General features: G+C 43.0%; 21 protein-coding genes. 15 read left to right on the forward strand and 6 right to left on the reverse strand.

Going from position 1 to position 21,444, the window contains the following annotated elements:
• Position 1: 1 nt before the first annotated feature.
• From DW173_RS12225 to mdh, 3 genes are all read right to left on the reverse strand, one after another.
• Complete coding sequence (locus DW173_RS12225; RefSeq protein WP_008020477.1) at positions 2-994, reverse strand: HlyD family secretion protein; 993 nt, start codon at positions 992-994, stop codon at positions 2-4.
• A gap of 106 nt (positions 995-1,100) precedes the next feature.
• A complete protein-coding gene (locus DW173_RS12230; RefSeq protein WP_008020478.1) occupies positions 1,101-2,564 on the reverse strand; it encodes a TolC family protein in 1,464 nt (487 codons plus the stop codon).
• Positions 2,565-2,833: 269 nt separating this feature from the next.
• Entirely contained in the window at positions 2,834-3,775 is a 942-nt protein-coding gene (mdh, locus tag DW173_RS12235; RefSeq protein ID WP_004297234.1) for a malate dehydrogenase, read from the reverse strand.
• Positions 3,776-4,660: 885 nt separating this feature from the next.
• Between mdh and DW173_RS12245 the strand changes: the two genes are divergently transcribed.
• Complete coding sequence (locus DW173_RS12245; protein WP_008020481.1) at positions 4,661-5,533, forward strand: hypothetical protein; 873 nt, start codon at positions 4,661-4,663, stop codon at positions 5,531-5,533.
• Positions 5,534-5,541: 8 nt separating this feature from the next.
• On the opposite strand, the gene DW173_RS12250 is transcribed toward DW173_RS12245, so the two are convergent.
• Positions 5,542-6,411, reverse strand: coding sequence for an NAD kinase (locus DW173_RS12250; protein ID WP_004307836.1), 870 nt, complete (start codon positions 6,409-6,411; stop codon positions 5,542-5,544).
• A 148-nt stretch (positions 6,412-6,559) separates the two neighbouring features.
• On the opposite strand from DW173_RS12250, the gene DW173_RS12255 reads away from it, so the two are divergent.
• The 14 genes from DW173_RS12255 (at position 6,560) to folE (ending at position 18,291) form a co-directional block, all read left to right on the forward strand.
• Positions 6,560-7,276, forward strand: coding sequence for a pyridoxine 5'-phosphate synthase (locus DW173_RS12255; protein ID WP_004307837.1), 717 nt, complete (start codon positions 6,560-6,562; stop codon positions 7,274-7,276).
• On the forward strand, positions 7,273-7,992 hold the full coding sequence (locus DW173_RS12260; RefSeq protein ID WP_008020483.1) for a MotA/TolQ/ExbB proton channel family protein: 720 nt from the start codon (positions 7,273-7,275) through the stop codon (positions 7,990-7,992). Before DW173_RS12255 ends, DW173_RS12260 begins: the two co-directional genes overlap by 4 nt.
• Positions 7,993-8,038: 46 nt before the next feature.
• A complete protein-coding gene (locus tag DW173_RS12265) occupies positions 8,039-8,455 on the forward strand; it encodes an ExbD/TolR family protein (protein ID WP_004305499.1) in 417 nt (138 codons plus the stop codon).
• Between the two features lie 6 nt (positions 8,456-8,461).
• Positions 8,462-9,334 (forward strand): cell envelope integrity protein TolA, encoded by an 873-nt coding sequence (locus DW173_RS12270; RefSeq protein ID WP_120144503.1) that lies wholly within the window; start codon positions 8,462-8,464, stop codon positions 9,332-9,334.
• Positions 9,335-9,361: 27 nt separating this feature from the next.
• Complete coding sequence (locus DW173_RS12275) at positions 9,362-9,913, forward strand: DJ-1 family glyoxalase III (protein ID WP_008020485.1); 552 nt, start codon at positions 9,362-9,364, stop codon at positions 9,911-9,913.
• Positions 9,914-9,920: 7 nt separating this feature from the next.
• Positions 9,921-10,580 carry a 2-C-methyl-D-erythritol 4-phosphate cytidylyltransferase gene (locus DW173_RS12280; protein ID WP_120144523.1) on the forward strand — a complete coding sequence of 220 codons (660 nt, stop codon included), beginning with the start codon at positions 9,921-9,923 and terminating at the stop codon, positions 10,578-10,580.
• On the forward strand, positions 10,581-12,677 hold the full coding sequence (recG, locus tag DW173_RS12285) for an ATP-dependent DNA helicase RecG (RefSeq protein ID WP_120144504.1): 2,097 nt from the start codon (positions 10,581-10,583) through the stop codon (positions 12,675-12,677). It begins immediately after the preceding gene.
• A gap of 223 nt (positions 12,678-12,900) precedes the next feature.
• Entirely contained in the window at positions 12,901-13,365 is a 465-nt protein-coding gene (ndk, locus tag DW173_RS12290; protein WP_004307843.1) for a nucleoside-diphosphate kinase, read from the forward strand.
• A 19-nt stretch (positions 13,366-13,384) separates the two neighbouring features.
• Positions 13,385-14,254, forward strand: coding sequence for a peptidoglycan DD-metalloendopeptidase family protein (locus tag DW173_RS12295; protein ID WP_004307844.1), 870 nt, complete (start codon positions 13,385-13,387; stop codon positions 14,252-14,254).
• A 122-nt stretch (positions 14,255-14,376) separates the two neighbouring features.
• A complete protein-coding gene (locus tag DW173_RS12300) occupies positions 14,377-14,919 on the forward strand; it encodes a DUF1599 domain-containing protein (RefSeq protein WP_004297257.1) in 543 nt (180 codons plus the stop codon).
• On the forward strand, positions 14,909-16,267 hold the full coding sequence (locus DW173_RS12305) for a BT_3928 family protein (protein WP_004297258.1): 1,359 nt from the start codon (positions 14,909-14,911) through the stop codon (positions 16,265-16,267). The genes DW173_RS12300 and DW173_RS12305 overlap by 11 nt, the downstream gene beginning before the upstream one ends.
• 107 nt (positions 16,268-16,374) lie before the next feature.
• Positions 16,375-17,133 carry a triose-phosphate isomerase gene (tpiA, locus tag DW173_RS12310; RefSeq protein ID WP_004307847.1) on the forward strand — a complete coding sequence of 253 codons (759 nt, stop codon included), beginning with the start codon at positions 16,375-16,377 and terminating at the stop codon, positions 17,131-17,133.
• A 110-nt stretch (positions 17,134-17,243) separates the two neighbouring features.
• A complete protein-coding gene (locus DW173_RS12315) occupies positions 17,244-17,693 on the forward strand; it encodes an SPOR domain-containing protein (protein WP_004307848.1) in 450 nt (149 codons plus the stop codon).
• Between the two features lie 7 nt (positions 17,694-17,700).
• The gene (folE, locus tag DW173_RS12320; RefSeq protein ID WP_004324710.1) at positions 17,701-18,291 is read left to right on the forward strand and encodes a GTP cyclohydrolase I FolE; all 591 of its coding nucleotides are present in this window, start codon (positions 17,701-17,703) and stop codon (positions 18,289-18,291) included.
• Positions 18,292-18,404: 113 nt separating this feature from the next.
• Here the strand turns inward: folE and dnaG are convergent, their stop codons facing one another.
• Both dnaG and DW173_RS12330 read right to left on the reverse strand, forming a co-directional pair.
• Positions 18,405-20,483: a DNA primase gene (gene dnaG, locus DW173_RS12325; protein ID WP_032851002.1), complete on the reverse strand. Its 2,079-nt coding sequence runs from the start codon at positions 20,481-20,483 to the stop codon at positions 18,405-18,407.
• A 180-nt stretch (positions 20,484-20,663) separates the two neighbouring features.
• Complete coding sequence (locus DW173_RS12330) at positions 20,664-21,437, reverse strand: prephenate dehydrogenase (protein ID WP_004307851.1); 774 nt, start codon at positions 21,435-21,437, stop codon at positions 20,664-20,666.
• Between the last annotated feature and the right edge of the window lie 7 nt (positions 21,438-21,444).

The following is a 21,444-nucleotide window of genomic DNA, read 5'->3' on the forward strand; positions in this document are numbered from 1 at the left end:
ATTACTTGTCAATGATGACAGACATACCCGGACGGAGGTTTTCCACTTTCTCTATCGGAGAAGCTTTCACTTCGAATGTTTTCAGGTCGAATTGTCCGGTTGTTTTGGTTGCTTTCCAAGCGGCATAAGTCCCTAAGTCTTTCAGATAATATACTTTGAGTTTGATCTTTTTATTATCCAGAGCAGGAATGACTGCTTCGAATTCCGAACCCATTGTCAGATTTTTGAGCAGATCCTCGCGTACGTTGAATGTTACCCACATATCGTTGAGCTCGGCGATATTCATGATAGGAGCACCAGTACCTACCAATTCGCCTACCTTCGGGAAAATCTCTGAAACTTCTCCGGCAGCCGGAGCTATGAGATAAGTCTCCTTTATGTACGATTCTACTTCGGCAACAGCACCTTTTGCCCGGTTTACCAAAGCTTCCGCGGCCATCTTATCTTCACGTTCTGCTCCGTTCTTTGCCATAGTATATTGCGCTTTGGCTGCTTTCTCTGTAGCAATGCTTGCATCCCGTTGCGCAGTAACTTCATCCAATTTCTGTGCAGGCATTACTCCCTGCTCATAGAGATTCTTTATACGTTGATATGATTTTTCGGCAATGGTGACGCCTGCTTGGGCTTTTTGCCACATTTCGTATGCCGCCTGGATTTGTTCCTCACGTGCGCCTTTGATTGCTTTTGCGTTTTGTGCTTGTGCGGCAGCTTCGGCAGCACGTGCCTGTTCCATTTTTGCCACTACGTCAGGAGCTTCCAAAATGGCCAGCGTATCTCCGGCATTGACACTTTGTCCTTCTTTCACGCGAAATTCCAATATACGTCCCGGAACTTTGCTCGAAACGCGATACTCGGTAACTTCAGCCTGTCCCTGTATAATTTCAGGACCTTTGCGAAGCATGAAGAAGCCAACGACTGCAACGATTGCAATAACTCCCAGTAGAGTAAGGAATGCAAGCAGCATATTGCTGTTTTGTGATTTTATAGGTGCCATATGATTTATGAATTATGATTTATGATTTATGTTTTATGGATTGTGAGTTGGTTAGGGATTGGGTTGTTTCTGATTGGGTTCTTTACTTTATTTTTCTGCTTTTTATTTATTTCAGTGTTCCCAGAGATTTCTTCAGATAGATTTCTGTTAACTTCACATCTATTTGTGCGTCAATCTTTTCTGAATGAGCGGACAGCCATGCCGTTTGTGCTTCAAGAACATTACTTGTGGCAATCACTCCCTCTTTAAAACCAAGCGTTGCATAGCGCAGATTCTCTTCCGCTTTTTCCATGTTTTTGGAAGACATAACCAGTTTCTTACCTGCTTCTTTTACCTTGAAAGCGGCTTGATTGACTTGCAACTCTATTTTTTCGCGTGCGTCCTGAAGCTGGTATTGTGCAATGCGGGCTTCGGCTTTTGCCGCTCTCGTTTTATAAATACCTTCTCCCCAGTGCCATATAGGTATCTGTACCATCACTCCCACATTCCACATGCCTTTGAATTTGTTTTCAAAGCTGTTGAAGACAGAAGGGTTGGTTACCATATAATTCCCCATCAATGCGATAGAAGGAAGATGTTCGGCACGGGTTACGTTTACTTTCTGTTTATAAATCTGTGTCGCTAATTCGAGACTACGTATTTCCGGACGATTCTCATAAGCGGTAGATAAATCGAAATGAGGGTCTGTTGTCAGTAATGGAATATCTTCCATATTTTCATCTGCTAGCGTGATGGGGGAGCTAAGATCAATACCGCATAGTTGGCACAGCAACATTCGGGCAAGGCTCAATCCATCTTCCACTTTGGTGAGTGTCATTTCTGCTTCATTCACCTTGACGCGTACAGACAAGCCATCCGCTTTGGTGGCTACTCCTTCATTAATCATTTTTTCCACATCACCGTCCAGCTGTTGCAAGAGCTTTAAATAACCTTCCGCCAACTTCTTCTTATTAACCAACGAAATAACTTGCCAATATGCCTGGTCTGTACTCATGATTACTTCCTGCATGCCACCGTGGTGTTGTTCTTGAGCTAACTCTTCGGCATACTTTGTTATTTTGTTGTACGCCCGGATTTTTCCACCCATATATAAAGGCTGTGTCAATGTAATAGCGCCTGCATAGACATTTCTGGTGTCTGTGCGGAGTGCATCCACTAAAGAGTTTCCTGCTTGGTCGAGAGCAGGCAGAGCCGCTCCTAGTTTTCCGCTTAAGGAAGCAATAAGTGGTTTTAATTCAGGATGTGCTGTTACAATCTCGGTTGCAGCCTGTTGGATAGGGCCTGCCAGATTAGTTCCTAATCCTGAAAGCGTAGCTTTCTGGTCATTGTTTAATAATGAAAACTCTTTCTGGTTTCTCATGTAAGCTCCGGTTGCCGAGAAGTTGGGCAAATAATTCGTAAATGCAGCTTTTCGTTGATAATGAGCAGCATTTATCTTCTCATTGCTTATCAACAAATCTTTGTTGTTGGCAAGAGCTAATGCGCGGCAACTATCCAGACTTAGAAAGTTCTGCGCTTTTCCTATGAAAGTGAGACTTAGCAGAATTGTCAGAAGAAATACTTTTTTCATCGCATCTTGCATATTAATAAGGTGATACTTCTATATTTAATAACCCGGTTCTCATGTAATTTGTTTATTGAAGTAGTCTGTTTTTTTGAACTTGTTTACTTAAACAATAATTGCATAAACAACGATGCAAATGTATGAGCTTTACTTGAAAGTGCAAAATGAATTAGCTTTTTTTAAAATATAGTGGGGTAGGATTCTGTAGAAAAGAAAGAAGGCTGCTCCTCGTAGTGAAGAACAGCCTTTCTTGATATATAAAGTAAGGGGATTAATTACAGAGCACCTACTTCTTTCAAAGCAGCGTTCGTTCCGTGAACAGCTTTTGCGCTAGCTGCGAACTTGGCTTTTTCGTCTTCGTTCAGGTTCAGTTCAACGATCTTTTCGATACCGTTCTTGCCAAGGATTACAGGAACGCCGATGCAAAGATCTGATTCACCATATTCACCTTCCAATAATACAGAACAAGGAACCATCTTCTTTTGGTCATGAAGGATAGATTCAACTACGAATGCTCCTGCTGCACCTGGTGCATACCATGCAGAAGTACCCAGCAATTTAGTCAGTGTAGCACCACCTACCATTGTAGCAGCGGCTACTTCTTCCAGTTTTTCGGCAGAGATGAAATTTGCTACAGGCATACCTTTGTAAGTAGCGAAACGAGTCAAAGGAATCATAGTAGTATCACCGTGACCACCGATAACCATACCTTCTACTTCGTTAGCGTTGCAACCGATAGCTTGAGACAAGAAATATTTGAAACGAGAGCTATCCAAAGCACCACCCATACCGATCACACGGTTTTTCGGCAAGCCCAAAGCTTTCAATGCCAAATAAGTCATTGTATCCATCGGGTTAGAGATAACAACGATGATAGCGTTAGGAGAATATTTCAACAGGTTTTCTGCTACCGATTTAACGATACCAGCGTTCACACCAATCAGCTCTTCACGAGTCATACCCGGTTTACGAGGAATACCTGAAGTAATCACAACAACGTCAGAGTTAGCGGTTTGAGCATAGTCGTTAGTGCAGCCTACCAATGTAGTGTCGAAACCCAGCAATTGAGCTGTCTGCATCATATCCATTGCTTTACCTTCTGAAACGCCTTCTTTAACGTCCAGCATTACTACTTCGTCTGCTACTTCATTAAAAGCAAGTACATTTGCACATGTAGCACCTACGTTACCTGCGCCTACTACGGTTACTTTTGACATAATACTATATATTTAAAAAGTTGATAATTTGTTTTATCTTTTAGCGCGACAAAATTACAACGATAATCCTGATTAAAGAAATTTTTCCGTAATAATTTTAGTTAAAGGTCTAAGTTCTCCGGAATGGATAGCTATCATGAAAAAAAAGTGGTCGAACAAGCCGTTGGCAAGCGTGGAAGAGAAGCGGAGAATAAACAACGAAAACGATACAAAAACGAGGGTGTTCGGAGAGGGTGTTACAAAGCGTTGAAACGCCCGCCAGTAAAGGGGAAAAACCCAATGAAAACCAGTAGAGTAGAGAAGAGTAAAGTAAAGAAGAGTAAGTAAAAGTATTATTTCTGTTATAAACAATAGCAATAATACTGGGCAGAGAAGATGGCTTTGGCTGCTGCCGTTGTCGGTTCGGATCACTTCGTCGGTGTCGTTTCTGTTCCCGTGTCCCTCATGAACTGTTCGTCCGGCAGATGACCGCCTTTTGTCTGGTAGGTTATTGATGCTCGCCCGGTGGGTAACGGACATTCACACGGTAGATAACATACGTTTGTACGTTAGGTGAATTCTATATTATTTCTCGGGCTACCGCTTCATTAAAAAATAATTTCAATACTTGTTTGCTAAAGTACCATTTGCTTCAAAACTAGTACGTAAACAAGGTAAAAGTCGCAAATAAGGATGCTTCGATCAGGTAATGTCAGTGGCCGCTTAGGATCATAAAGGAGAATCAGTCGGGGGACTTTGCGTCTGTCGGTTCGGCCTGGTTGACTGGTTAATAAATTAAAATTGCATAGATTAGTCGGGAGTTTTTCAAAAACTCTCACTTTTTATACTTGACTTCTGTTGCGAAATGATTACTTTTGCGCACGTTATCAATTCACAACTGAAACTATGAGTAAAAAAAGCCTTCTTATTGCGGCCGTGGCTATCTTGGTGATAGCTATTATTGGTATTACTTATTTATTGTTTACCGAAAAAAAAGCTAATCGGGAGTTAGTGCAGGAATTCCAATTGGATAAGGAAGATCTGGAAAACGAATATAGTCGTTTTGTGCAAGAATATGATGAATTGAAGTTTAAGGTTACTAATGACTCATTAGGAGTATTGTTAGAACAGGAACAGTTAAAGACCCAACGTCTATTAGAAGAACTTCGTACTGTGAAGAGTTCGAATGCAACAGAGATTCGTCGTTTAAAGAAAGAATTGGCTACCTTACGTAAAGTAATGGTTGGTTATATTAATCAGATTGATTCACTAAATAAACTGGCTGCACAGCAGAAACAGGTCATTGCAGAAGTAACACAAAAATATAATCAGGCTTCACAACAAATCAGTAACCTTTCCGAAGAAAAGAAAAATCTGGATAAGAAGGTGACGTTAGCCGCACAACTCGATGCAACTAATATTCGTATCGAACCACGCAATAAACGCGGTAAAGTGGCGAAGAAGGTGAAAGATGTGGTGAAATTGGCTATCAGTTTCACAATCGTGAAGAATATAACTGCTGAAAACGGTGAACGTACCATCTATATACGTATTACCAAACCCGATAATGATGTACTGACCAAGAGTGCATCCAATACTTTCCCTTATGAAAACCGTACACTGGTTTACTCCATCAAGAAATATATTGAATATAACGGAGAAGAACAGAACGTGAATGTATTCTGGGATGTAGAAGAATTCTTATATGCCGGAAACTATCGCGTTGATATCTTCGAAGGTGGTAATCTGATTGGTTCGCAGACTTTTACGTTAGATTAGTTTCCCATCTATCGTCTTCCATCCGCTCCCCACATCATTTTGCTGCGGAGTGTATCGAAAAAAATGTGATTAAAACGTTTCACTACCTTTATGCTGTAATCTGCCCGACGGATGGTTAGTTGAGTCGTTTCTTTGCAAGTCTCGCTCCTCCCGTCGATGGCGACGAGGAAGTTGTGACTTCTGCTTTCTACATCTAATGTAATCTCCCAGTCATCCCGAATAACGATAGGACGGACGTTGAGACTATGTGGAGCCACCGGAGTGATGGCAATAGTGTTGGAATGAGGGACGATGATCGGGCCTCCTACACTCAAAGAGTAGGCTGTGGAACCTGTTGGAGTGGCAATTACTAACCCGTCAGCTTGATAAGTATTCAGATACGCGCCATTAATAGCTGTCCGGATACTAATCATTGAGGAGCTGTCTCGTTTGAGAATAGCTATTTCGTTGAGGGCATAAGGAGAATCTTGGAGATGTTTGTCGTTGCAGATCAACTGAAGTACGCTCCGTTCCTCCACACTATATCTGCCGTTTTGGATTTCATCAAATGTTTCCTCCATTTCCTCCGGCGAAATATCTGCCAGAAATCCTAAACGTCCTGTGTTAATTCCCAAAATAGGAATCCCTTTTCTTCCTACGCGGCGGGCAGCTTTCAGAAATGTTCCGTCGCCTCCGATGCTGATTACCATATCGGCAGTAAAATCATCACCATCAAATAATTGATCTGCTTTAATATCCATATTTTCAGAAACTAGGAATTGATAAAATTCCCTGCACATACCAATCTCTGCTCCCTGTTTCTTTAAAAGTTTAAACAAGGTGACAGCATGAGAGGACTTTTTAGCCTGATAAGTATTTCCGAAAATGGCGAATTTCATAAGCAATATCATTAGTTCAGGATGCAAATTTGGCATTTTTTCTTGGATTTCTACTTTAAATAACCAAAAAAGAACCCATAATGCGTTTCGTATTATTAGGCAACTAATAATAATATTTGTATTTTTGCGGCAAATATAACGTAGAACTATGACTAAATTAAGTGTAAACATAAACAAGATTGCTACGCTAAGGAATGCTCGCGGAGGAAATGTTCCCGATGTAGTAAAGGTAGCGCTTGATTGTGAATCTTTTGGTGCAGACGGTATCACTGTTCATCCTCGTCCCGATGAACGCCACATTCGTCGTTCAGATGTATATGATTTGCGCCCTTTGCTGCGCACGGAATTTAATATCGAAGGTTATCCCGCTCCGGAGTTTATTGACCTGGTGTTGAAAGTTAAACCTCATCAAGTAACTTTGGTCCCCGACGATCCTTCACAAATTACTTCTAATTCCGGTTGGGACACCAAAGCAAATCTGGAATTCCTGACTGAAGTGCTCGATCAGTTTAACAGCGCCGGTATTCGTACTTCCGTTTTTGTGGCAGCCGATCCTGAAATGGTGGAATATGCGGCAAAAGCGGGAGCGGATCGTGTCGAACTGTATACCGAACCATACGCAACGAACTATCCGAAGAATCCGGAAGCTGCCATCGCTCCTTTTATCGAAGCCGCGAAGACTGCCCGTAAACTGGGTATCGGATTGAATGCCGGTCATGATTTAAGTCTGGTGAATTTAAATTATTTCTATAAAAACATTCCTTGGGTGGATGAAGTCTCCATTGGACATGCGTTGATTAGTGATGCATTGTATCTGGGACTCGAACGTACCATTCAGGAATATAAAAACTGTCTACGCTCATGAATGCAATGATCTTGTTAGCCCAAGGGGCTATGAATATGGCCGACTCGCTGGCTACTGCCAACCCCGTATTGACGGAGGTGAACGCTCCTGAAATGAACATGCTTGATATGGCTATCAAGGGTGGATGGATTATGATTGTGCTGGGTGTATTGTCGGTTGTCTGTTTCTATATCCTGTTTGAACGTAACTACATGATTCGCAAGGCAGGAAAAGAGGACCCGATGTTTATGGAGCGGATTAAAGACTATATTCATAGCGGTGAGATCAAAGCGGCTATTAACTATTGCCGTACGATAAACACCCCTTCGGCACGTATGATAGAAAAAGGGATCAGCCGTTTGGGACGTCCTATTAACGATGTGCAGGTAGCTATTGAGAATGTAGGTAATATTGAAGTGGCAAAGCTGGAAAAAGGATTGACTGTAATGGCAACTATTTCCGGAGGTGCTCCGATGCTTGGATTCCTCGGTACGGTGACCGGTATGGTGCGTGCATTCTACGAAATGGCGAATGCCGGAAGCGGAAACATTGATATCACTTTACTTTCCGGTGGTATCTATGAAGCTATGATTACTACGGTCGGTGGTCTGATTGTCGGTATCATTGCTATGTTTGCCTACAATTATCTGGTGATGCTGGTAGACCGTGTGGTAAATAAAATGGAATCTCGTACAATGGAGTTCATGGACTTGCTGAACGAGCCGGCTGGAAAGTGAATCGATATGCCAACCTATTAATCACTAACCCTTAATCACTAACAAAGTGGGATTAAAAAGAAGAAATAGAGTATCGCCCAATTTCAGCATGGCTTCCATGACGGACGTCATCTTCCTGTTGCTGATATTCTTTATGATAACCTCTACGGTGGTGTCGCCCAATGCTATCAAAGTCTTGTTGCCGCAAGGCAAGCAGCAGACTTCGGCCAAACCGCTGACAAGAGTGGTTATCGATAAAGACTTGAATTTCTATGCCGCTTTTGGCAATGAAAAAGAGCAGCCGGTGGCGCTGAACGACCTGACTTCATTCTTGCAGAGTTGCGCAGAGAAGGAGCCGGAAATGTACGTGGCATTGTATGCGGATGAATCGGTACCTTACCGTGAGATCGTAAGGGTATTGAACATTGCAAACGAGAATCATTTTAAGATGGTGCTGGCTACACGCCCGCCTGAAAACAAATAAGAAACAATGGACAGAAGAAAAAAGGGTGAATACATAGGAGCGCTGGGTGCACTGTTGGTGCATGTGGCAGTGATTGCTCTTTTGATTCTGGTGAGCTTTACTATCCCTCAACCGGATGAAGATGCAGGCGGAGTGCCTGTAATGATGGGAAATGTAGACGCAGCGAGTGGCTTCGATGATCCCTCTCTGGTAGACGTGGATATCATGGATGAAGATGCGGCAGCACCTGCGGAAACAGCACCGGAACTTCCTTCGGAACAGGATTTATTGACGCAGACTGAAGAGGAAACAGTAACCCTGAAACCTAAGACGGAAGAACCGAAAAAAGAAACGGTGAAACCTAAAGAGGTGGTCAAGCCGAAAGAACCGGTGAAGAAGCCGGAGAAAACGGAAGCCGAAAAAGCTGCGGAAGCGAAACGACTGGCAGAAGAAAAAGCGGAACGTGAACGTAAGGCTGCCGAAGAAGCTGCCAGAAAGAGGGTGTCCGGTGCGTTTGGAAAGGGAGCGCAAATGACAGGAAATAAAGGAACAGCGGCTAGTGGCACGGGAACCGAAGGTAGCAAGGAGGGGAATTCTTCTACCGGAGCGAAGACCGGAACCGGAGGTTACGGAACATTTGACCTTGGCGGACGTTCTTTAGGTACGGGCAGTTTGCCGAAGCCTGTATATAATGTGCAGGAAGAAGGGCGTGTAGTGGTGAATATCACCGTGAATCCTGCAGGGCAAGTGATATCGACCAGCATTAGCCCTCAAACGAATACGGTAAATTCCGCTTTACGTAAGGCAGCGGAGGATGCAGCGAAGAAAGCCCGTTTTAATACGATAGATGGGGTGAATAACCAGACAGGGACAATCACCTATTATTTTAACTTGAGATAGTATCATTAACCAAATATATAAAGGATTATGGGAACTGTATACGCTTTTTTTGCAGATGGTTTTGAAGAAATTGAAGCCTTTACTGCTATTGACACGTTGAGACGTGCCGGACTTAATGTAGAAATCGTATCCGTTACGCCGGATGAAATTGTAGTGGGAGCACATGACGTATCTGTCCTTTGCGATATCAACTTCGAGAATTGCGATTTTTTCGATGCTGAACTGCTGTTGTTGCCGGGAGGAATGCCGGGAGCTGCCACACTTGACAAGCACGAAGGGTTGCGTAAATTGATTCTTGATTTTGCCGCAAAAGGTAAACCTATTGCGGCCATTTGTGCTGCTCCGATGGTGTTGGGTAAGCTGGGGCTGCTGAAAGGAAAGAAGGCTACCTGTTATCCGAGTTTTGAACAATATCTGGATGGTGCAGAATGTGTAAATGAACCTGTCGTACGTGATGGAAACATCATTACCGGTATGGGACCGGGTGCTGCCATGGAATTTGCTTTGACAATCGTTGACCTGTTGGTAGGTAAAGAAAAAGTAGACGAACTGGTAGAAGCGATGTGTGTTAAACGCTAAACCGTCCATGAAGAAATATGTAATCATTGTCGCCGGTGGAAAGGGCTTGCGAATGGGAAGTGACCTCCCGAAACAATTCCTTCCCATGGGTGATAAACCTGTGTTGATGCATACCCTGGAAGTATTCAGGAAATATGACGAAACACTTCAAATCATAGTAGTGCTTCCGCAGGAACAACAGGACTTTTGGAAGCAACTTTGCCAAAAACATAGCTTTGTGGTGGAACATACCCTTGCCGATGGAGGCGAAACACGTTTTCACTCTGTAAAGAATGGTCTGGCACTGGTGCAGGAGCCGGGACTGGTAGGGGTGCATGATGGAGTACGTCCGTTTGTGTCGGTAGAGGTGATTCGCCGTTGTTATGACTTGGCAAAAGTGCAGAAAGCAGTGATTCCTGTGGTGGATGTGGTAGAGACACTTCGCCATCTGACAGATGCCGGAAGTGAAACGGTCAGCCGGAATGATTACAAGCTGGTGCAAACACCGCAGGTTTTCGATGTAGAGTTGTTGAAACAAGCATATACACAAGAATTTACTCCCTTCTTTACAGATGACGCTTCCGTTGTCGAAGCAATGGGAATACCTGTGTATCTGGCGGAAGGTAACCGTGAAAATATAAAAATAACGACTCCTTTCGATTTAAAAGTAGGGAGTGCTCTTTTATAAATGTTCGATTTAGCCACACGCGACATAAAATTCATCTCCGGTGTAGGCCCTCAAAAAGCCGCTGTATTAAATAAGGAGTTGGAAATCTACTCCTTGCACGATTTAATTTATTATTTCCCTTATAAATATATTGACCGGAGCCGCATCTATTACATTCACGAAATAGATGGCAATATGCCGTATATCCAGTTGAAAGGAGAAATTCTCGGTTTCGAAACCATTGGCGAAGGACGTCAACGTCGTTTGACGGCGCACTTTTCGGATGGTACGGGAGTCGTGGATTTGGTGTGGTTTCAAGGCATTAAGTATATCTTAGGCAAGTATAAGTTGCACGAAGAATATATCATCTTCGGTAAACCGACTGTTTTCAACGGACGTATCAATGTGGCGCATCCCGATGTAGACAAGCCGGAAGATTTGAAACTTTCTTCGGTGGGATTGCAACCTTATTATAATACGACGGAGAAGATGAAGCGCAGTTTCCTCAACTCTCACGCGATTGAGAAGATGATGGCAACGGTGATTCAACAAATACAGGAGCCTCTGCCTGAAACACTTTCTTCCAAATTGCTGGCGGAATATCATCTGATGCCTTTGACGGAAGCTCTCCGGAATATCCACTTCCCGACCAATCCCGATGTGCTTCGCAGGGCGCAATATCGCCTTAAGTTCGAAGAGCTGTTTTATGTTCAGCTGAATATCCTCCGCTACGCCAAAGACAGACAAAAAAGATATCGTGGATATATCTTTGAGAAAGTGGGAGAGGTGTTCAATACATTTTATACAAAGAATCTTCCTTTTCAACTGACAGGTGCACAGAAGCGGGTATTGAAGGAAATACGGAACGATGTCGGCAGTGGCAGGCAGATGAATCGCCTCTTGCAGGGAGATGTAGGAAGCGGGAAAACGCTGGTTGCCTTGATGAGTATGTTGTTGGCGTTGGATAACGGTTATCAGGCTTGCATGATGGCGCCTACCGAAATTTTGGCGAACCAGCATTATGAAACGATCAAAGAACTGCTCTTTGGCATGGATATCCGTGTCGAACTGCTGACAGGTTCTATTAAAGGCAAAAGGCGGGAAGCGATTCTGACCGGATTGCTGACCGGAGATGTGAAGATATTAATAGGAACGCATGCCGTTATTGAAGATACTGTCAATTTCTCTTCTTTAGGTTTCGTTGTTATCGACGAACAGCATCGCTTTGGTGTGGCGCAACGCGCCCGCCTTTGGAGTAAGAATGTTCAACCTCCACATGTGCTCGTGATGACTGCTACCCCGATTCCACGTACTTTGGCAATGACATTGTATGGTGATTTGGACGTGTCTATTATCGACGAGCTTCCACCCGGAAGAAAACCGATTACTACCATTCACCAATTTGATAACCGCCGGGAAAGTATGTACCGTTCGGTGCGCAAACAAATTGAAGAAGGACGTCAGGTCTACATTGTCTATCCGCTGATTAAAGAAAGCGAAAAGATTGATTTGAAGAACCTTGAAGAAGGATATCAACATGTTCTGGAAGAGTTTCCCAAATGTACGGTTTGTAAAGTGCATGGCAAAATGAAACCAGCCGAGAAGGATGAGCAAATGCAGCTTTTTGTTTCGGGCAAAGCGCAGATCATGGTGGCTACTACCGTCATTGAAGTCGGAGTGAACGTTCCGAATGCTTCGGTGATGATTATTGAAAATGCAGAACGTTTCGGGCTTTCGCAGTTACATCAGTTGCGTGGTCGGGTAGGACGTGGGGCGGAACAGTCTTATTGTATTCTGGTGACGAATTATAAGTTGACGGAGGACACCCGAAAACGATTGGAAATCATGGTACGCACCAATGATGGTTTCGAAATAGCCGAGGCCGATTTGAAATTGCGTGGCCCCGGTGATCTTGAAGGTACGCAGCAAAGCGGCATCGCTTTCGATTTGAAGATTGCGGATATTGTACGCGACGGGCAACTGTTGCAATACGTTCGTGCCATAGCTGAAAGTATTGTGGAACAAGACCCTGCGGCACAGAATCCCGAGAATGAAATCTTGTGGCGGCAACTTAAAGCCTTGCGGAAAACGAATGTTAACTGGGCTGCCATAAGTTGAAAAACGGTTAAACATGCAGTTTATTTGCGTAAATGTGTTGCAAAACATATTTTGTCCCTATTCTCCCTATTTATAGGAGTTTAACGGCTCAATTGCTCCCTCTTTTTGTACTAAGCATCTGAAAAATAGTTAATAACTCTCTTGCCTTTTCATAGGAAAATACTACCTTTGGGGGAATTTTTTTAGTAAATGTATTGTTTAACCATTTGCAAAGTCGAGTATTATGCTTGAAAAAACGCTGGTCATTTTAAAACCATGTACCCTTCAACGGGGATTGGTTGGTGAGATTACTCATCTCTTTGAACGTAAAGGATTACGGTTGGCCGGCATGAAGATGATGCAACTGACTGATGAATTGTTAAGCGAACATTATGCCCACCTTAGCGGCAAACCTTTCTTTCAGCGTGTGAAAGATTCGATGATGACAACTCCTGTCATTGTTTGTTGTTTCGAAGGTGTGGATGCTATTCAAACAGTCCGTACGTTGGCGGGACCAACTAATGGACGTTTAGCTGCCCCAGGCACCATTCGCGGGGATTACAGTATGAGCTTTCAAGAGAATATCGTTCATACATCCGATTCTCCGGAGACTGCAGCTATTGAATTAACGAGATTTTTTAAACCGGAAGAAATATTCGATTACAAGCAGGCTACATTCGATTACCTGTACGCAAACGACGAATATTAATTGAATTGACAAAGAAGGAATGAATTTTAGCATTATTAAAACAGGATTGGTCGCTGTTGCGGCTATGGTCAGTCTGAGCTCTTTCTCACAAGACCTGATTGCCCGCCAAGCACCGATAGACAAGAAATTAAAATCAGTAGACTCTTTGGCCTTGCAGAAGCAAATCCGTGCCGAACAGTCCGAATATCCCGCCCTAAGTCTTTATCCAAACTGGAACAACCAGTATGTACATGCTTACGGAAATGCTATTATCCCTGATACGTATACAATCGACCTGACAGGTTTCCATATGCCAACTCCAAGTACAAAAATTACTTCGCCTTTCGGTCCTCGTTGGAGAAGAATGCATAATGGGTTGGACTTGAAAGTGAATATAGGTGATACTATCGTAGCTGCTTTTGACGGTAAAGTACGTATCGTAAAATATGAGCGTAGAGGATATGGAAAATATGTCGTTATCCGTCATGATAATGGATTGGAAACAGTGTATGGTCATTTATCAAAACAATTGGTTGAAGAAAACCAATTAGTGAAAGCCGGAGAAGTAATCGGTTTGGGTGGTAACACCGGACGCTCTACTGGTTCGCATCTTCATTTCGAAACCCGCTTCCTGGGGATTGCAATTAATCCGATTTATATGTTCGACTTCCCGAAACAAGATATCGTTGCCGATACTTATACGTTCCGCAAAGCAAAAGGCGTGAAGCGTGCTGGTTCTCATGATACTCAAGTGGCTGACGGTACCATCCGTTATCACAAGGTGAAGAGTGGCGATACATTGTCCCGCATTGCTAAATTGCGTGGCGTATCAGTCAGTACACTTTGCAAACTGAACCGTATCAAACCGACCACTACTTTGCGTATCGGACAGGTTTTGCGTTGTTCATAAAAAATATAGCTTATAAAACAGTAATACAATATCTTTAGGAGAGGGCACTTTAATATAATTTAGAGTGCCCTCTTTCTGTTTTTACTTAATTATTGTTACCTTTGCGCACTATTTGGAAGAAGATGAAAGATACCAAGCAACAATTTGAACATGTCATCGCTTTGTGCCGTGACTTATTTTCCAAGAAGCTGCACGATTACGGACCTGCATGGCGTATCCTGCGTCCGGCTTCGGTGACTGACCAGATTTTTATTAAAGCCAATCGGATTCGTAGTATTGAAACCAAAGGAGTGACCTTGATTGATGAGGGAATCCGTGCTGAATTTATTGCGATTGTCAATTATGGCATTGTCGGGCTCATCCAGTTGGAACTGGGTTATGCCGAGTCTGCCGACATCAGCAATGAAGAAGCGATGGCTTTATACGATAAGTATGCAAAAGAGGCATTAGACCTGATGCTTGCCAAAAACCATGATTATGATGAAGCCTGGCGGAGCATGCGTGTCAGCTCTTACACAGACTTGATCTTGATGAAGATTTACCGTACCAAGCAGATTGAGAGCCTGGCCGGCAACACATTGGTGTCAGAGGGAATTGATGCCAATTATATGGATATGATTAATTACTCTGTTTTCGGACTGATTAAGATAGAATTTGAAGGATAAGAACTTACATATCATTCAGGAGGTAGTGGCGAATACGTGTCGCTTTCTTTTGGCGGCATCGTTCATCTTTTCCGGATTTGTAAAGGCAGTTGATCCACTGGGGTTCCAGTATAAGATCCAGGATTATCTGACCGCATTCGGAATGGCTTCCTGGTTCCCTTCATTCTTCCCTTTATTGGGAGGCATCATCTTGTCAGCCGTTGAGTTTTTTATCGGTATCTCCTTATTTTTTGCTACCAGAAGAACATTGGCTACTTCGTTGGCTTTGATGCTGATGATTTTCATGACACCACTGACCTTGTATCTTGCCATCTTTGATCCGGTTTCGGACTGTGGCTGTTTTGGAGATGCATGGGTGTTGACGAACTGGGAGACATTCGGTAAGAATATAGTTCTGCTGTTTGCAGCAATGATGGCTTTCCGTCACAGAAGAATGCTGGTTCGTTTTATCAGTGTGAAAATGGAGTGGCTAGTTTCTCTCTACACGTTGTTCTTTGTATTTACTTTGTCGTTCTATTGTCTGGACCGTCTGCCTGTTTTAGACTTTCGTCCTTACAAGATCGGAAAGAATATTCTGGAAGGAATGACAATGCCCGAAGGAGCGAAACCGAGTGTATATGAAAGCATCTTTATTCTGGAAAAGAACGGAGAGAAGAAAGAATTTACGTTGGATAACTATCCGGATAGTACCTGGACATTTGTCGACACACGGACAATCCTGAAGGAAAAAGGATATGAACCGGCTATTCACGATTTCTCTATGATTGATCTGAATACGGGCGAGGATATAACAGACGATGTATTGACGGATATAGGATACACCTTCCTGTTGGTTGCCCATCGGATTGAAGAGGCGGATGATAGTAACATTGATTTGATTAATGAGATATATGACTATTCGGTGGAGCATGGCTATAAGTTTTATTGCCTCACTTCTTCACCGGAAGAACAGATCGAATTGTGGAAGGACAAGACGGGAGCCGAATATCCTTTCTGTCAGATGGATGATATTACATTAAAGACGATGGTTCGTTCCAATCCGGGATTGATACTGATTAAGAACGGAACAATTTTGAATAAATGGAGCGATGAGGATATACCGGATGAATATGTGCTGACGGACAAACTGGAAAATCTGTCGTTAGGAAAGCAGAAGGTGAGCAGTGACACTCATACGGTAGGATATGTATTCTTATGGTTTGTTATTCCATTGTTGTTAGTGCTTGGGGTGGATGTTTTGGTCGTTCGCCGCAGAGAACGGAAAAACGCGAAGCGGAAGCAACAAGAGGAAGAGATGAAAAGCAAAGAATTAAAAACGGAGAATCCGAAAATAGAAGAACAAGAATAAAAAAAATAAATGATAACGAGCGGCCTCTGTAACGAACGCTAATTCCGATCGTTCAATTGTCAATCGTGAAATCGTAAATTTATTAACCCTTTAAAATAAAAAACAAAATGAGAAAGAACATTGTTGCAGGAAACTGGAAAATGAACAAAACCCTTCAAGAGGGTATCGCTTTGGCTAAAGAACTGAACGAAGCATTGGCTAACGAAAAGCCTAACTGTGATGTAATCATCTGTACTCCGTTCATCCACTTGGCTTCTGTTACTCCGTTGGTAGACGCTGCTAAGATTGGTGTAGGTGCTGAAAACTGTGCAGACAAAGCATCAGGTGCTTATACAGGTGAAGTTTCTGCTGAAATGGTTGCTTCTACTGGTGCAAAATATGTAATTCTGGGACACTCTGAACGTCGTGCATACTACGGTGAAACAGTTGCTATCCTTGAAGAAAAAGTAAAATTGGCTTTGGCTAACGGTCTGACTCCGATTTTCTGTATCGGTGAAGTGTTGGAAGAACGCGAAGCTAACAAGCAGAACGAAGTGGTAGCTGCACAAATGGAATCTGTATTCTCTCTGTCGGCTGAAGACTTCTCTAAGATTGTATTGGCTTACGAACCGGTTTGGGCTATCGGTACAGGTAAAACTGCTTCTCCTGAACAAGCACAGGAAATCCATGCCTTCATCCGTTCTATCGTAGCTGACAAGTATGGCAAAGAAATCGCAGACAATACTTCTATCCTTTACGGTGGTAGCTGCAAACCTTCTAACGCTAAAGAACTGTTCGCTAACCCGGACGTTGATGGTGGTTTGATTGGTGGTGCTGCTCTGAAAGTATCTGATTTCAAAGGTATCATTGATGCTTTTAACGCATAATTAAAACTTCTTTCAGGCACGGATTTCACGGATTACACGATATCGTTTAGTCCAAGAGATTTCAAAAACTGTATAATCCGCGTAATCCGTGCCTAAATATTATTTATAGAATGAGAAAACTAGCTTTACTTACTTTGTTGTTGGTATTGGCAGTTGTCGGTGTACAGGCACAGGGCATTGTCAAAAGTCTGGAACGTAACGTTCCGGGACAAGGAAAGGTGACTATTCATCAAGATCCCCGTATTGAGGCTCTGATAGGGATGGAACGTCCTGCAACAGGTGAACAGAAAGTAATAAAGACTTCCGGATTCAGAATACAGGCGTATGCCGGTAATAATACTCGTCAGGCTAAGAATGATGCTTATCATGTAGCATCACGCGTTAAAGAGTATTTCCCTGAATTGACAGTATATACTTCGTTCAATCCACCTCGTTGGCTTTGTCGTGTAGGTGATTTCCGGAGCATTGAAGAGGCGGACGCAATGATGCGTCGGTTGAAGTCTACCGGTGTGTTCAAAGAGGTTTCTATTGTAAGAGACCAGATCAATATTCCTTTATAATTGTATCATGTTAGAAAAAGAAGAAATTGTTTCTCCGAATCTGGAGGAGTTGAAGAGTCATTATCGTAGTATTATAACTTTGTTGGGTGAAGATGCCGAACGGGAAGGGTTGCTGAAAACTCCGGAACGGGTGGCTAAAGCAATGTTAAGCTTGACGAAAGGGTATCACATGGATCCTCATGAAGTGCTTCGCTCTGCTAAATTCCAGGAAGAATACAGTCAGATGGTGATTGTGAAAGATATCGATTTCTTCTCCCTTTGCGAACATCACATGTTGCCGTTCTACGGGAAGGCACACGTGGCTTATATTCCTAACGGCTATATCACCGGGTTGAGCAAGATAGCCCGTGTAGTCGATATATTCTCTCATCGCCTGCAAGTGCAGGAACGCATGACACTGCAAATCAAAGAGTGTATTCAGGAAACACTGAATCCACTTGGGGTAATGGTGGTAGTGGAAGCCAAACACATGTGTATGCAGATGCGTGGTGTAGAAAAACAAAATTCTATTACTACTACTTCGGATTTTACCGGGGCTTTCAATCAGGCAAAAACTCGTGAAGAGTTTATGAATCTGATTCAACACGGGACTTTGTAGAGAAAACCTGGTAAGAAATGCTATTTGGTTTCGGTACCGGGGAAGGCAGGCTTCGGCACCGATGAAGAGGGTGTGCGGCACCGATGAAGACATCTCTCGGCACCGATGAGGAATCATCGCAGAACAACCCTGTCACCCAATCGTTTTGCCATGATGCTTTGTACGGTCTTCAACTCATTAAAGCGTTTCATAAGCGAGTCACATTTTTCATTATCATGGGCAAGAGCAGGATCTTGCAGGGCATAAAGCATGTGCTTCAATTCCTCCGTTACGATTGCATATTTGAAGTTAATCATTAACATTGGAACCATTTCATAGAGACGCTCTTCATCTGTTACGATCTTTTGGGATTTGGAGTGGTATTTACTAAGCTGATACCGCACATTAATCAAATCCACACTCAATTTACTGATTACCGGATCAGGATGTGCCAGGAAATAACGTTCAGCAATGAAATTGGAATCATGCATGTGTGCAGCAGCTTCCGATAACATTTGGCGGTGCAACGGATTATGAAAAGCTAACTCATCTTCTTTCAAATCATTAATCACATATTCTATAACGGTTACCGGAATCTCGTTTCCTTCTTCATCAGTCAGGTTACACATGATTTTTTCTCCATAACGAACTACCGCTTGTAATATCAGCCGTTCGAATTTGTAGAATTCTTGTCCTTCCTTTCCTTCCTGGGGGATAAAAGATGCATAGTTGTCTTCCTGCAGAGCGGGAGGAACCTCTGTATATCCGTTATCTATTTCAGGAGGCAACGGAATATCTCCGTTGGGCATCGGAGCATTTTCAGACGGTGTCCCTTGAGACATTGTAGCTGTTCTTTCAGCCATCCGGCGTTCCCGTTCCGTCTGTTCAGCTCGTTTCTCTGCTTGAGTTTCCCGTCTTTTGGCAACTTCCGATACCAACAGCTTATCTTCTACATGAAGTAGCTGTGCACATTCTTTGATATAGACATCTCTGACAATCGCTTCCGGGATAACAGAAATACTTTGCACCAAGTTACCAATCAGTTCCGCACGCTTGATGGGATCTTTTCCTGCATCCTCCAGCAGCAAGTTTGTTTTGAAGCGGATAAAGTCCGTTTCATGTTCAGAGATGAAAGCCTGGAATTCCGTTGAGTTATGTTTGCGGGCAAAAGAGTCCGGGTCGTCCCCATCGGGAAGAAGACAGACTTTGATATTCATACCTTCCTCCAATAACATGTCAATTCCCCGGATAGAGGCCTTGATACCCGCTGCGTCACCATCGTAAAGCACAGTCATATTGTTGGTGAACCGGTGAATCATACGGATTTGTCCCGGTGTAAGGGCTGTTCCCGAAGAAGCAACCACATTCTCTATACCGGATTGATGCATGGAGATTACATCCGTGTAACCTTCAACCAAAAAACAACGGTCTTGTTTTACAATAGCCTGTTTGGCAAAATATATACCGTATAATTCGTTACTTTTATGATAGATTTCCGATTCGGGTGAATTGACGTATTTTACTTTAACCCCTTTCGTTGCACTGGCAAGTACACGTCCGCCAAAAGCCACCACTTTACCGGAAAGCGTATGGACAGGGAAAATCACACGTCCCCAAAAACGATCTCGCAATCGGTGGTCATCCGTTTCGTAGCAAAGTCCGGTCTTTACCAGATACTCCTTCTTATATCCTTTTTGGATTGCCTCTTTGGCGAATGCATCGTGACTTTCAGTACAGTAGCCTAATTGGAATTTCTCAATAATGTCATCGCGAAAGCCACGGTTGCGGAAATAAGCCATACCGATGCTACGCCCGTCTATATGATTTTTTAGTATGTTTTGGAAATAATCGCGCGCAAAGTTATTGACGATAAACAGACTTTCACGTTCGCTTTGCACAAACTTCTCTTCATCGCTTAATTCCCGCTCCTTGATTTCAATATTGTATTTCTTGGCAAGATACTTCAGCGCTTCCGGATATGACATCTGCTCGTGCTCCATAATGAAATGCACTGCGTTTCCACCTTTTCCACAAGCAAAACATTTGCATAATCCTTTGGCGGGAGAGACATAAAAAGAAGGGGTTTTATCACTGTGGAACGGACACAAACCGACGTAATTGACACCACGTTTGCGCAGGGTGACAAAATCCGAAACGACATCCATAATTTGTGCCGCGTCCAATATCCGGTCTATGGTAACTTGATCTATCATTCTTTCTCCTGTGAATCCGTTTTTGCGGATACAAAGGTACACATAAAAAAATCCCCTGCAAACAAAAAAGTATGCAGAGGATCGTTAAATCTTGCCTATATATGGGATGGTTCTGTAACCGGAGAGGCACACGGAAGATTATTATTTCCCCTGATCCCTCTCTATATAATAGATAATGGATTATTTAATCTTCTCCCGAATCTTAGTCAGATACTTTTTCATTCCTTCCGCATCTTTGTTCTCGATAATTTCGAGAAGATTCTTCAACTCCGTGCGGATATTGGCTACCTGTCCCGGAGTGCGTGGGTTGAACAGGATTTCCTGAAGCAGGTAGTCGTCTTCGCTTAATAGGCCTTTGGCAATTGCCATGTGCTTTTTGAACGTAGTTCCCGGAGCTTCCTGATGTTTCATTACGGCAGCAAATACAAAAGTCGATACGAACGGAATAGAAAGCGAGTAAGCTACTGTTTCGTCGTGTTCGTCGAACGTATATTCGAAGATGTTTAAACGCAATGTCTGATAGAGATCTTTGAAGAATATTTTTCCCAGATGGTCTCCTTCACTGATGATGATGGCATTCTCGCTGCTTAGATTACTAAGACTAGCAAAAGTAGGGCCAAACATCGGGTGGCTGGAGACATAACGGAAACCGCTTTCTTCATAAAACTTCTTCAGTCCTGTTTTTACAGAGGCAATGTCACTAATGATACAGTCTTTCGGTAACACAGGCAATACTTTATGAAAGGCATCCAGCGTGTACTTCACTGTAACGGCATTAATAACCAGTTCCGGTTCAAAGTCCTTAATCTCCTCCAATGTGGTGAAACGATACGTGTTATAGACAAAACGCAACTGGTGCGGGTTGACGTCGAACACGGCCGTCTCATGTTGAAAGCTTAATATATCAGTAAAGAAAGAGCCCATTTTGCCGGCTCCAAGGATTAATATTCTCATAATGTTT

This window comes from Bacteroides sp. AM16-13 (assembly GCF_003602705.1).
GTDB classification, from domain to species: domain Bacteria; phylum Bacteroidota; class Bacteroidia; order Bacteroidales; family Bacteroidaceae; genus Bacteroides; species Bacteroides xylanisolvens.